Source organism: Stutzerimonas sp. R40042 (assembly GCF_026642215.1).
In the GTDB taxonomy this organism is placed as follows: domain Bacteria; phylum Pseudomonadota; class Gammaproteobacteria; order Pseudomonadales; family Pseudomonadaceae; genus Stutzerimonas; species Stutzerimonas frequens.
On the sequence record NZ_CP113258.1, the window covers coordinates 2,504,718 to 2,517,713 of the forward strand.

The window sequence follows — 12,996 nt, forward strand, 5'->3', positions numbered from 1 at the left end:
GGAACCATGGAGCAGGTCTTAAGTCTATCTAGCGTTCCTCTCGCGGCCCGTGCGCGAGTGGAGCGCTGTGAGCAAGCCCCGCGCTTTGCAGCACGTCGAAATCGGACATTGTCGTGTCGTTCAACGAGCCATCGCCTCATCGATGGCCGGCATAGGATCAAGGAATGAATGCATCGCTGGTCATTCTGGCGCTCACCGTCGCCAGCTTTCTTCTCGGTTTTCTTCGCGATCTGTTCATCGCCCGCTCGTTCGGCCTCAGCTGGGAAGCGGATCTCATCTTCGTTGCGCTGATCCTGCCGCTGTTCTTCGAGAACTTCCTCGGCCTGGCATTGCGCGACACCATGATTCCCTACCTGCAGAAGCTGCGCAGCCAGTCGGAATCGCTGTTCGAGGCGGTCGCGCGCTGGCTGTACTGGCGTGTGATGCTGCTCGGTGCCGCCGCCTGCGCACTGATCGTGCTCTCCAGCTACTGGGTACTCAACGCGCTGGCGCCCGGTTGGACCACCGAGCAAGTAGCCAGCGGTCAGCTGGTGTTCTGTGTCGGCGCCCTGCTGATCGCCGTGCAAGCGGCGCTTTACTGCCAGGGCGCACTGCTGAACATGGACAACGTGTTCATCATGCCGATGACGCGCACGCTGCTACTCAATGCCGGGGCGATCGTCGGCATTCTGTTGTTCGAGCCCAGTGGCATGGTGATCTTCCTCGGCATGCTGCTGCCGCAGGTTGCGCTGATCATCGTCCAGCACCGGCGCATCCGCTACATGCGTGGCGAAGCGTTGCCGCTGGAGAAGGGACACGGCAGTCAGTTCGGACTCGCGTTCGCGCCAGTGCTGCTGGCTGCCGGGGCGCAGCAGGCATGCATACTCGCCGAACGCATGTTCGCCTCGTTTCTCGAGGAAGGCAGCATCACCATGCTTTCCTTCGCCTTCCGCATCGTCACCATTCCGCTGACGCTGTACGCCATGTCGGTGCTGTCGGTCTTGTTTCCGCAGTTTTCCTCAAGCTGGAACGACCAGGACCATAGCGGTCACGCCGCTGTGATTCGCAAGGGGTTGCTGGCGACGCTGTTGTTCCTCGTTCCTGCCGCAGTGGTGCTGTGCTCCTTCCCCGAGGCGGTAGTCTCGGTGTTGCTCGAACGTGGGCAGTTCGGCACGGCCCAGACGCAGGCAACGGCTTCGCTGATGGTGATCTACGCGCTCGGCCTACCGGCGATGGGACTTGCCCTGCTGTGGGGACGGGCGTTGCTTGCGCAGCACCAGGCGCGTCTGTTCCTGGTCATCACGCTGATCAGCTCGGTCATGACCATAGCGCTGGATGCTGCGCTCTATCGCCACTACGGCGCCGCCGGGCTGGCACTGGCCTTCACCAGCGGGGCCATGTTGCAGGCGCTGTTCATGGGGCTGTTCGTCTACCGTACCTCGCCCCGAGGCGCCGGCGTGGCCGTACTGGCGCGCTGGCTGGCGACCGCAGTAGCGCTCGCCGGGGCAGTGCATTTCCTGCCGCAGCCACAGGGCTTCGTCGAACTGTGCCTTTACATCGGGCTGGTGCTGGTGGGTTTCGCCGCAGGGGTCACCCTGCTGGGTGAGCGTGATCTGTTCCGTCCGCGCTATTGGTCGATGCGCAAGGCCTGACAGACGCTCACCGCCGTCATGAGCTGAAGTTCCAACGGCAGAAACGACAAGGCCGCTGCGTGGTGCAGCGGCCTTGTCGTCAGGATGTTCATGCTCACCCCCCCAGGGCGAGCATTCCCATGGTGCTGACGCAGGGCGTCGTCCAGCCGTCCGATGTGGCATCGGATTTCTGCGGACGCGGTCGGCGCTGCTCCATGACGATGTCCAGCGCACGACTGGGCAGGATATCGATATCGTCGAAGGTGATGATCTGCCCCGGCTCGACCGCACGCTTGAGCGCCGTCTTGCGTAGCAGGCCGATGGGTACGTGATCCGGATGCTCGGCGAGCTTGATCGCCTCGCCACGGAACTGGAAGCCACCGATTCCACGATCGATCAGCTCACCGGGCTTCATGGCGCGCTTGGCAATCGCCGCCACGCCCAAGGTCGGCTCGGTCGAGTTGTTGAGCAGCACACCGCCGCCGTCCAGTACGCGGCGCAGGGTCTTGCCCACCTCCAGCGAACACAGATGGAACGGCCTGACCAGCGTGTAGAACGGCCCGCGTCCCAGCTTGAAGTACTCGATGGCTCGGGCCTGATCCTCGTCGTGCCGCCCAACCAGGAACACGCCACCGGCTGGGTAACCTGAGGGGATCACATAGTCGACGATCGGCTGTCCAGCGCGCTCGGCCATCATTCCCAGCAAACTGGCGCTGTCGTCCAGATTGGTCGAGGCCAGCCCTTCCATCCCCTGGCGGGTAATAGTCGCGCCAAGGCCGTTGCCGAGGATCACCTGTTCGATCTGCACCTTGGTGCCATCGGTAAAGGAGGTCGTCTGGTCAACGCTGATGCCTTGTCGATTGGCCCAGTAGGCCATGTCTTCGGGCGACGGGTCGTGGTTCAGATAGCCCTTCATGTTGCCGTAGACCATCGGCTGGAAGCCCATCTGCAGCGCATCTTCGCGCAATGCGGCGAGCGAGCCAGGCTGATCGCCCTCGGCTTCGGTGAGAAAGCCCTTCCCCGCCAGGTAGGAACCCGTGGTGACCTGCAGCTCGGCGTTGACGGTCACCACCTGCAGCCCAGCCTCGAAGGCCCGTTCGATGACCGAAGTACCGTGGAAGACATCACCACTGCATTCGACGATCAGATCGGAATGATCGATCAGCTCGTCCAGCGAGTTGGTCAGTGCCTCGGGCAGCGGAAAGTCAGTCAGCGAGGAAAGCGGGCGGCGCGTCAGGACGCGGGAGATCTGCATGTCCTGATAGTGCCGGTTGATCAACCGAACGATGCCGTGGGCAATCATTCCGGTTCCGGATATACCGATTCTTTTGACATCTGAGGTAGGCATAACTGAATCCATTCAATGGGCATCAGCTCTATGACAGCAGCCGCGCGAAAAGATTTTTAAGAAAAGCTGCCTAATTGCCATCTTTGTGGGCTTGCGCTCACCCTGAAATCCTCGGGTAAGCGACACCACGGAAAGTAGTTCGACCCTGCTGTTTCCGCTAATTGACCTCGACAGGCGGTTTCACCTGTGCCGATGGGTTTCTGTCGCCAAAAAAAAACGGCGAGCCCCTAAGGACTCGCCGTCGATTAGCCATTTGAGCTTCAGGCAAGTGAAGCGATAGCTGCCTCGTAGTTCGGTTCGCTGCCGATTTCGCTGACCAGTTCGCTGTGCAGCACGCGATCCTGCTCATCCAGCACGACTACCGCGCGTGCGGCAACGCCGGCCAGCGGGCCGCTGGCGATGGCCACACCGTAGTCCTTGAGGAACTCGGCGCCCCGCATGGTTGATAGGTTGATTACATTCTCCAGCCCCTCGGTGCCACAGAAGCGTTTCTGCGCAAACGGCAGGTCGGCGGAGATGCACAGCACGACGGTGTTCTCGAGCGCATTGGCCTGAGCATTGAACTTGCGCACCGACGTGGCGCAGGTCGGCGTATCGACACTTGGGAAGATGTTGAGGATCTTGCGCTTGCCGGCAAAGGCTGCCAGCTCGACGTCGGCGAGGTCGGCGCCTACCAGGCGAAACGGCTTAGCCTGCTGGCCGGCCTGCGGAAACTCGCCAGCTACCTGGACGGGGGTGCCTTTCAGGGTGACTTCTGTCATTGCTTCGCTCCTCGATGGGTGACACGAAAAGGCCGCGGGGCCATCAGCCCCACGGCCTGAAAGAGGGCCCGAGTGTAGCCTCGGACCGCCGATCGGTGAACAGCCATCTAGGGCGATTACCGACCGTTACCGGACATCAGCTGCGTGCGAAATATTCCTTGGTCAGCTTGACCACTACCGGACTCAGCAGCAACAGCGAAACGAGGTTGGGGATCGCCATCAGGCCGTTAAGGGTATCGGCCAACAGCCAGGCGAAGTCGAGCTGGGCGATGGCACCGAACGGAACCGCCAGCACCCAGATCACACGGAAAGGCCAGATGGCTCGCGTGCCGACCAGAAACTCCCAGCACTTCTCGCCGAAGTAGCTCCAGCCCAGGATGGTAGTGAAGGCGAAGACCACCAGTGCAATGGTCAGGATGATGCCACCGATACCCGGCATGGCCGACTCGAAGGCTGCCGCGGACAGCGCCGCACCGCTTTCGCCGCTGGTCCAGACGCCGGTGCAGATGATCGCAAGGCCCGTCATCGAGCAGACGATGATGGTGTCGATGAACGTACCCAGCATGCCGATCATGCCCGAGCGCACCGAGCTGGTGGTGGTGCCGGCCGCCTGAGCGATACCGGCGGTACCGAGGCCCGCCTCGTTGGAGAAGATGCCACGAGCCACACCGAAGCGAATTGCCGCCATGACCGCGGCACCGGCGAAGCCGCCGGTCGCGGCGATCGGGGTGAAAGCGTGGGTGAAGATCAGGTCGAAGGCTGCCGGAATCGCCGAAGCGTTGACCACCAGCACCACCACCGCGGCGATCAGGTAGGCCAGACACATGAATGGCACCAGCGAGGCGGCGACCACCCCGATGCGGCGGATGCCACCAAGAATCACCAGCCCGACCACCACCATGGTCAGCAGCCCAGTCATCCAGAGCGGTACGGCAAAGGTCGTTTCCAGCGCATGCGCCATGCTGTTGACCTGCACCATGTTGCCAATGCCGAAGCCGGCCAGCCCGCCGAAGATGGCGAATGCGGTGCCGAGCCAGACCCACTTCTTGCCCAGGCCGTTCTTGATCGCGTACATCGGGCCGCCAACGTGCTCGCCCCGGTCGTCCTTCTCGCGGTAATGAACCGCCAGCACGACCTCGCAGTACTTGGTCGCCATACCGACCAGCGCGGTGCACCACATCCAGAACAGCGCCCCCGGCCCGCCGAGAAAGATCGCGGTCGCCACACCGGCGATATTCCCTGTCCCCACTGTCGCGGCCAGGGAGGTCATCAGCGCCTGGAACGGGCTGATTTCACCGGTCGAATCATCTCCCTTGGCACGACCGCGCCACATCAGCGCAAAGCCCGTGCCGATGCGCGTAAGCGGCATGAACTTGAGGAAGATCATCAGGAACAGACCGGTACCGAGGATCAGTACCAGCATGGGTGGCCCCCAGACGAGGCCGTTTACGGTATTGACGAGGTTGTTCAGAAATTCCATTCGAGCACCTTATTTCTTATAGGCGAGTTCCCTCGCGTTGGGGGCGCGCTACCGTGGAGCCGTTGAAAAACATGACGCTTGTGGCGGTGGTTTTTCAGCGACCAGGTACCGACGACTCCGATCCGCCTCTGGAGCTGCTAAGCGCTGAGGTCCGCAGCGCTTTGCAAGACTCGTGCTAGAGCGTTGCGCGGCGATGACCGCGACGGTCGGAAGCGTGGATGCTACCACTGCATTCGCTCGTTGGGCGCGGGGCAATCGCGCCAGATTCGATGATCGAATCGACGCAGGAACCAGACCGAACGGTCAAACCCGGACAGCCGCGCCCGCTGAATAGCGAATGGCAAGCAAAGCGAACTCAGCGTAGCCCAGTCTGGTGCGCGCGCCAGTGATCGCTGGCGCGCTTTGGTGCGGCTATTGCCATATCAGATCGATCGGCCGGGTAGAACAGCGCCGCAAGGCGACGGCCGCCCTGCAGCCACGCCGTGCCTGCGCTCAGAAATTGCGGCGGTAGAAAATGTCCAGCGAACTGGCCAGACCGCTGGCCGCCTCGAGAAAAATCCGCCGCGTCAGTTGATAACGCAGCGCGATGGTATTGGACGGCTCGAACACGCCCACGCCATAGCGCAGGGCCAGCCGTTCGGTCAGCCGTCCGGTCGCGACCACGCTGGTGCTGGCGCCCGTGCCTTCGGTGTCCAGCTGGAAATCCTGAATGCCCAGTCGTTGCGCCAACCCGCCGGTAATCGATGAACTGCCAGCCAGACCGAGGCCCAGCGCAGCCTGGGCCAGCAGGTTGCTGTCCCCGGTATCGGCACCCAGCGGACGGCCGAGCACGAGATAGGCCAACGCTTGTTCCTGACTCATAGCGGGTTCGGAAAAGACGTCGATGCGCGGCTGTTCGGCGCTACCGGTGATGCGCAGGCCGGCCACCACGTTTTCCGCCTCGATCCGGCGGATCGCCTCGATATTGAGGAATGGCTGGCTGATCAGGCCGGTAAACAGCAGCTCGGCACGCCGGATGGTCAGTCGCTGACCGTAGGCGCGATAGCGGCCGTTCTTCAGCTGCAGCTCGCCGCGCGCATCCAGGTTGTCGCCAATATGCAGGTAGCCGGCGAGATCCGCGGTCAGGCCGAAGCCGGAGAAGCGCAGGCGATCCTGGCCGACCTCGACATCGATATCCATCTTTACCGCCAGCGGTGTCGCCGGCTCCTCGGCTTCGCGACCGACGATCACGGTGTCTTCGGATACCTTCACCGTCGACGGCGGCAACTCACGCACGGTGATCGCGCCCCGTGGCACCTCGACCCGACCACTGACGGCCAGTTGCTGGCCGCTCAGAACGATGCGCAGGTCGGGCTCGACTTCAAGGTCGGCGTAAGGCTCGACCACCACCGGCAGGCGACTCCCCTTGATTGCCAGGTCCAGATCCAGTTCGTTCCGCCAGTCCAGTGCGCCGTTCAGGCTGCCGCGGCCCTGTTCGCCAGCTCGCCAGTTGCCGTCGATTTCCAGTCGCTCGCCCTCGATCAGCATGCGCACCCGTAGGTCTTCGAAGGTCGTCGGCAGTTCACTGCCGGCGATCTCCCCGTCGCTCAACAGCAGCTGGCCATTGAGCGTCGGCTGCTGCAGAGTGCCGGCCAACTGGCCACTGCCGTTCAGTTCGCCGCGCAAACGCTCGACCATCGGCACAAACGGGCGCGCCACCGAAAGATCGAGACCACTCAGGCGAAACTCGCCATCGATTGGCTTGGCCGCAGGGCGCGGATCGATCTGCAGCTGCACGTCCAGTTCGCCCAGCTCACCGCCCTGGAAGCGCAGCTGGCTGTCGATCCGCTCCGGGAGCAGGCGGCTGTTCAGCGCCAGGGTCTGATAGGGGAAGTCATGCCACTCGTCTGCATCGCGAATGCGCAGCACGCCGGGGCCGGCGTCGACTTGAACCCGGCCATTGGGTCCGCCAGCGGGAAGGTCCAGCTCGATATCGGCATTCAGCTCGCCCTGCCAGCGGAAATCTTCGGGCAGATACTCGGCCAGGGTCTGCAGTGAGAAATCACGCAGGCGATAGCGAATCTGCGGCTCCGGCAGCAGACGCTGATTCTCCGCACAGAGGCTCGCGGGCCCGGAGCGCCAACAATGCGCACCGAATTCCAGTCGGCCATCGGCAAAACGCTGCAGTGTCGCGGGCTGTTGCAGGGCCCAGTCCTGCTGCTGCGCGCTGAGCTCGCCGCGCGTCAGCCGGCCAAGCCAGTCCTCTCCGCGCAATCTGCCATCGAAGGCCAGCGCCAGGTCGAGCAACGGACCCTGCAGCTGCAGCTCGGCCTGATGCCGCTCGGCAGTGCCTTGGGCATTGATCCGCAGCGCGCCAAGATCGGTCTCGCCTGCGCGGATTCGCTCGGCATCTAGCGCCAGCCGACCGCGCTCCCCATCGGATAGCTGACCCTGCACGCTGAGGCGCCGCAGCCGATTGTCCTGATAAGCGAGGTTGCGGCCGCTGAGCTCGAGTTGCCCGCTCGGCGCCGCTGCGGTTCCCGCCAGCGTGACCTCACCGTTCACTCGCCCCCTGAGGCCGGGCCACAGCTGTGCCAGGCGGCTCAGCTCCAGTTGCAACCGACCATCCAGCGTCTGTGCCCAGGTGCCGCTGCCGTGCACGCGGTTATCGCCCATGCGCAGTTCGATGACCGGCAGGTTCCAGCGTTCGCCTTCGCCATTGGCCTGCAATTGCAGGCTGGTGTTCTGGCCGCGCAGGCGCCCAGCGATGTCGAGGCTCGCCTCGGCCTGCAACTGCTCGTCACGCAAGGCGCCCTGGCTTTTCAACGAACCGCCGAGATTGCCCGGCAGCTCGGCCAGCCAGTACGCCGGATCGAGTTCGCTAAGCGTCAGGTCCGCTTTCCAGTCCACGCCCTCGGCGAAACCGACACTCAACGAACCCGTCGCACTGCCCTGCCCGGCCTGCAGTTGCAGTTGCGGCAGATGCACGGCTTCGAGGTTGCCGCTGACCGGGCTATTTAATGTGAAATCTCCGGCCGGCCCGGTCATCGCCGAATCGAAGTTGCCGAGGTAGTTACCATTGTCGTACTGGATCTGCGCGTTGAGTTCGCGCAGCGTCACCGGCGGCCCCTCGATCGCCGGGTAGAGCCGTCGCCAGGGAAAATCGCGCCACGCCAGCTCGGCGTTGGCGGCCAGTCCGTCTTGCCAGGCGATGTCGCCAGAAAGGCTCACCCGGCGCTGCTGCCCGGCATCCAGCTCGAGCACGTCGATCTCTGCGCCGCTTGGGTTGACTATGCCTTCGAGCGCCAGGCGCACGGCACCGCCCTCGCCCGGCAGCCGACTGGTGCCGAGCAGGTGGTAGCCATCTTCGATATCGCCGGTCGCGGTGATTTCCAGCTCCTGCAGGCGCAGGGTTTCCGGCAGATCGGGCATTGCCTTGAAACCGTTTGCGGTGAGCCTGATGTTCGCCGGCAATCGCTCGTCCAGTGCACGAACCTGGCCGCTGAGCGTGCCGTCGAGATAGCCCTGACTCTCGACCTCGAGTTGCAGCTGCTCACGCAGCTCACCCGCGACCGCGAGCTGCAGAGCCCACGGCTGCTCGTCATCAGGCGACTGCAGCGCTGCCTGCCCCTGCAGCTGCAGCGGCCAGGCGCCGTTGGGCTGCAGTCGGCCAGTCACTGACAGGTCCACATCCGCCCTGCGCACGTCGAGGCGTTGGATGTCCAGGCCATCCGCACGCCAGTTGGCCTGCAGATACAGGTTTCGCACCTGCTCGCTTTCATTGAGCGTCACCCGGCCAATCTCAATATGTTCGACTTGCAGTGCCAGCGGTAGATCGAGCTCAGGCAAGCTGAAGGGCTCCGCCGCCGGGTCAGGCTCGCTGGGCGGGAAGCTGAGGTCGATGTCGCCGGTGACCAGCTCGTCGATGCACAGCGTGCGTCTGAGCAGGCATGCCGGTGACCAGGCAAGACGGGGCTGTTGCACTTCGACGCGACTGCCGCCCTGCTCCCAGATCAGCCGCTCGGCCTGCCAGCGCTGGCCGAGTCGACCCTCGAACGCTTCGACCGTCAGCTCCGGCACCTGCTCGAGCAACCAGCGGCTGCCGCTGGCGGTGCCGAGCAGCACGGCGGTGACGATGAGCACGAGCAGTATCAGCCCAAGCAGCGTCCAGCCAAGCCCACGCAGTACCCGCATCACAGCTCCGGCCCCATGGAAAAGTGCAGGCGGACGCCACCGTCGCCATCCAGCGGATGAGCGACATCGACGCGAATCGGACCGACCGGCGATACCCAGCGCACACCGACGCCTACGGCACTTTTCAGCGTGGGAATTTCCAGCGAGTTGAAAGCATTGCCCTGATCGAAGAAGGTGGCGACACGCCACTTCTCGCTGATCGAATACTGATACTCGGCGCTGACCGCGAACTGATAGCGGCCGCCGATCTTGTCGCCATCGGAGTTGGTCGGTGACAGGCTCTGGTAGTCGTAGCCGCGCACGCTCTGGTCGCCACCGGCGAAATAACGCAATGAAGGGGGCACATTGACGTATTCATCCGTCCAGTTGCCGCCCAGTTGCACGCGACCGAGAAAGCGATGCCGCTTACCCAAGGTGGTCAACCCGCGCAGCTGGGCATTGGCGTGGATCAGATCGGCATCCGACAACAGCCCCGCCTTGGCCGCGGCCAGCTCGAACTGCAGGCGATAGCCATGGCTGGGGTCGATACGGTTGTCGCTGCGCAGGTAACTGTAGGCGACACCGGGCATCAGCAGCGTGCTCAGCCCCGAATCGTCGCCGAGGCGGTATTCCTCGTGCTGCCATTTCAATGAGAGAACCCGCAACCAGCCACTGGGCAGCTGGCTGTGCCACTCGGGGCCGACTCTGAGCAGGCGGCTGAGGCTGTCGGTGCCGGCGATCTCCTCATACTGATAGCCGCCGACGAAGCGCAGCTTGTCGGTCAACGGTGGGTCGAGGGGAATGTCGTACCAGAGGCCGACGTTCTGCCTTGGCGCGGACAACTCGGCCTCGGCGCCGTAGCTGTGACCTTGCGGATTGACCCAGTGGCGTGTCCAGTCCAGGCGGATACGCGGCCCGACGTCGGTGGAATAGCCGAGCCCGAGCCCGAAGGTACGCGGCTTGCGAGTTGTCAGACTGACCGCGACGGGGATCCGCTGATCGCGAGCACTGGTGGGGTTGGCATCGACCCGCACACCCTCGAAATAACCGCTGGACTGCAGCGCCTGGGTCAGTTCGGCGATCAGCTCCGAGTCGTAAGGTGTATTGGCCTCGAAAGGCACCATGCGCGACAGCAGGTCGTCGTCGAATGGCGCATCGCCTTCGAAACGCACGTCCCCCAGCCGGTAACGCGGGCCGCTGTCGAACACCAGATCGATGTCCGCGATGTTCTCCCGCGGATCGACCGCCAGCCGCTGCTGAGTGAAGCGCCCGTCAAAATAACCGAAGCGCGAAGCCTGATTGAGGAACTGCTGTTTCACGTCCTCGTAGCGGCCGTGATTGAGCACATCGCCCTGACGCAGGCTGCGCTGAGTGACGCGAAAGCCCGAAAATTCCGCCGCCGGCCCTTCCAGCCGCACATTGATGTTGCGTAAGCGCACCGGTTCGCCGGTTCGCACCCGCAGCACCAGGGTCGGTTCCTCGCCCTCACGCACGTCGGTGCGGATGCGGCTGCGGTAGTAGCCCAGCGCTTGCAGGGCTTTCTCTGCCTGACGCTGCGCCACCCGGCTGTAGCGCAGCAACTCGCGCGCATCCCGGTCGCCCAGGTCGCCTATGTAGTTCTCGATATTTTCCCTAAGCGCCCGATTCTCAGGCTCGATGCGAACGTCGAGCTCGGCGGCGCTGGCATGGATGCCGCTCAACATCACAAGTGCGGCTACCAGCGGGCCGATTCGGTTCGATTTGCACATAGCCAGCGATGCTAGCACGTGTTTCCGAGCGAGCCCGAAAGAGCGGGCTAGACAGTGTGTAAGGCGATCTTGCGGGGGGACGGGCATCGGCTGACATCGCGTAGCTTCAGACCAGTCAGACTGACCCGCCCGGATAAAATTCGCCCACACCTAGCGCGCCGCTTCCATCCGCCGTGGTGCCGGATGGAAGAAGACATGTTCGACGACCGGCCCTACCGCGACCTGGCCGATTTCTTCGTAGCCCTGCCGTTGATAGAAGTTCAGGTAGCGCGGGTTGCCGGTGTCGATGACCAGGCCCTGGGAGGTTTCGTCTTCGGCACACCACTCATGCACCGCTTCCAGCAGCTGCTCGCCGTAGTGCTGGCCCTGGAACTGCGGGTGCACACCGAGCAGCGGTAGCAGGTGCACGGCATCGCTGGGCAGGCAGGCAAGCACGGCGGCGTGGTAATCCAGATAGCGCCGCGTACAGCGGAAACCGGCAGTCAGCAGCATCCGCGCGCGCCAGGCCCAGCTCTCGGTGATATCCAGCCGACGCTGCGGCGGCGCAATCAGCGCAACGGCGATCAGCCGGTCGTTCAGCAATAGCCCCAGCGCCGGTTGCTGCTGCAGAAAATGCTGGTTAACCAGCTCCCGCACGGTCGCGCGCACGCGCTGTTGATAGCCCGGGCGGTCGGCCTCGAAGAGGTAGGCAAAGGTCGGTTCGTGGCGGTAGGCGTGATACAGCAGGGAACGGGTTTCGCGGTCGTAACCACTGTCGAGCGTACGAACCTCGGCGGACATCGGCATGACGGCTCTCGGCTTTTTCATGATGGGTGATTGCAACTTAGCAGCGCTTCGCGCCGCCCGCCACGTCGGCAGATGACCAGCTGAGCGCGCCGCGGCAATCGCCGTGACAGTGCCTTTGTACCTGCGGCACGGTGTCTCTAGAATCAGCGCTTCAAGTCCATCAGTTACCGGCGCGCGCCGTTGATACGCGTCGCGACAGCGTCCCTCCCATGGAATCCTCATGAAAATCGTTTCATTCAACATCAACGGCTTACGCGCCAGACCTCATCAGCTTTCTGCGATCATCGACAAGCATCAGCCGGACGTCATCGGCCTTCAGGAAACCAAGGTGGCCGACGAGCAGTTTCCCCAGGCGGAGATCGAAGCGCTCGGCTACCACGTCCACTATCACGGGCAGAAGGGCCACTACGGCGTCGCCCTGCTCTCGCGCCAGGCACCGCTGGAGATACACAAGGGCTTTCCCAGCGACGGCGAGGAGTCGCAGAAGCGCTTCATCTGGGGCCGGTTCGCCGATGCCGACGGCCAGCCGGTCACCGTCATGAACGGCTACTTCCCCCAAGGCGAAAGCCGCGCCCATCCGGTGAAGTTTCCCGCCAAGACCAAGTTTTACGCCGACCTGCAGACACTGCTCGAACAGCAGTTCCGCCCCGAGGAATCCCTCGCGCTGATGGGCGACTTCAATATTTCCCCGCAGGACTGCGACATCGGTATCGGCGAAGTGAACGCCAAGCGTTGGCTGCGCACCGGCAAGTGCAGCTTTCTCCCCGAAGAGCGCGAGTGGCTCGAACGCCTGAAGGGCTGGGGGCTGCAGGACAGCTTCCGCACCCTCAACCCGGAAGTCGTCGATCGCTTCAGCTGGTTCGACTATCGCAGCCGCGGTTTCGAGGATGACCCGCGCCGCGGCCTGCGCATCGACTACATCCTGACCACCGCAGCGCTGCACCAGCGCGTGACCGATTGCGGCGTCGACTACGAGATCCGCGCGATGGAGAAGCCTTCGGACCACTGCCCGGTGTGGATCGAGCTGCGCTGACGACCGCTGCGCAATTCCTGCAGCGCCGTCCGCGCTGTCATTTATTGGTAACCGAATCGTCTTAATCTCGCGGCCTTC

General features: G+C 63.6%; 8 protein-coding genes. 2 read left to right on the forward strand and 6 right to left on the reverse strand.

All coding sequences use genetic code 11. From position 1 onward, the window contains the following. Positions 1-164 precede the first annotated feature (164 nt). Complete coding sequence (gene murJ, locus OUY36_RS11805; protein WP_267934426.1) at positions 165-1,631, forward strand: murein biosynthesis integral membrane protein MurJ; 1,467 nt, start codon at positions 165-167, stop codon at positions 1,629-1,631. A gap of 94 nt (positions 1,632-1,725) precedes the next feature. Here murJ and OUY36_RS11810 read toward each other — a convergent pair whose 3' ends face one another. The 6 genes from OUY36_RS11810 to OUY36_RS11835 form a co-directional block, all read right to left on the reverse strand. After that, the gene (locus OUY36_RS11810; RefSeq protein WP_110776920.1) at positions 1,726-2,913 is read right to left on the reverse strand and encodes an NAD(P)-dependent oxidoreductase; all 1,188 of its coding nucleotides are present in this window, start codon (positions 2,911-2,913) and stop codon (positions 1,726-1,728) included. Positions 2,914-3,218: 305 nt separating this feature from the next. After that, positions 3,219-3,719 carry a thiol peroxidase gene (tpx, locus tag OUY36_RS11815; protein ID WP_267934427.1) on the reverse strand — a complete coding sequence of 167 codons (501 nt, stop codon included), beginning with the start codon at positions 3,717-3,719 and terminating at the stop codon, positions 3,219-3,221. Positions 3,720-3,855: 136 nt separating this feature from the next. Beyond that, entirely contained in the window at positions 3,856-5,199 is a 1,344-nt protein-coding gene (locus OUY36_RS11820; RefSeq protein ID WP_063540516.1) for an alanine/glycine:cation symporter family protein, read from the reverse strand. 492 nt (positions 5,200-5,691) lie between these two features. After that, a complete protein-coding gene (locus tag OUY36_RS11825; protein WP_267934429.1) occupies positions 5,692-9,372 on the reverse strand; it encodes a translocation/assembly module TamB domain-containing protein in 3,681 nt (1,226 codons plus the stop codon). Continuing rightward, entirely contained in the window at positions 9,372-11,054 is a 1,683-nt protein-coding gene (locus OUY36_RS11830) for an autotransporter assembly complex protein TamA (protein WP_267938165.1), read from the reverse strand. The genes OUY36_RS11825 and OUY36_RS11830 overlap by 1 nt, the downstream gene beginning before the upstream one ends. Positions 11,055-11,249: 195 nt before the next feature. Then, the gene (locus OUY36_RS11835; RefSeq protein WP_063540519.1) at positions 11,250-11,885 is read right to left on the reverse strand and encodes a GNAT family N-acetyltransferase; all 636 of its coding nucleotides are present in this window, start codon (positions 11,883-11,885) and stop codon (positions 11,250-11,252) included. 220 nt (positions 11,886-12,105) lie between these two features. Between OUY36_RS11835 and xthA the strand changes: the two genes are divergently transcribed. Then, the gene (gene xthA / locus OUY36_RS11840; protein ID WP_267934430.1) at positions 12,106-12,918 is read left to right on the forward strand and encodes an exodeoxyribonuclease III; all 813 of its coding nucleotides are present in this window, start codon (positions 12,106-12,108) and stop codon (positions 12,916-12,918) included. Positions 12,919-12,996: the final 78 nt, after the last annotated feature.

What these genes read in the sequence shown, in the direction of transcription:
- tpx (WP_267934427.1), bottom strand. Translation starts at nt 3,719, where the DNA reads ATGACAGAAGTCACCCTGAAAGGCACCCCCGTCCAGGTAGCTGGCGAG.
- OUY36_RS11825 (WP_267934429.1), bottom strand. Translation starts at nt 9,372, where the DNA reads ATGCGGGTACTGCGTGGGCTTGGCTGGACGCTGCTTGGGCTGATACTG.
- murJ (WP_267934426.1), top strand. Translation starts at nt 165, where the DNA reads ATGAATGCATCGCTGGTCATTCTGGCGCTCACCGTCGCCAGCTTTCTT.
- OUY36_RS11820 (WP_063540516.1), bottom strand. Translation starts at nt 5,199, where the DNA reads ATGGAATTTCTGAACAACCTCGTCAATACCGTAAACGGCCTCGTCTGG.
- xthA (WP_267934430.1), top strand. Translation starts at nt 12,106, where the DNA reads ATGAAAATCGTTTCATTCAACATCAACGGCTTACGCGCCAGACCTCAT.
- OUY36_RS11830 (WP_267938165.1), bottom strand. Translation starts at nt 11,054, where the DNA reads ATGTTGAGCGGCATCCATGCCAGCGCCGCCGAGCTCGACGTTCGCATC.
- OUY36_RS11810 (WP_110776920.1), bottom strand. Translation starts at nt 2,913, where the DNA reads ATGATTGCCCACGGCATCGTTCGGTTGATCAACCGGCACTATCAGGAC.
- OUY36_RS11835 (WP_063540519.1), bottom strand. Translation starts at nt 11,885, where the DNA reads ATGCCGATGTCCGCCGAGGTTCGTACGCTCGACAGTGGTTACGACCGC.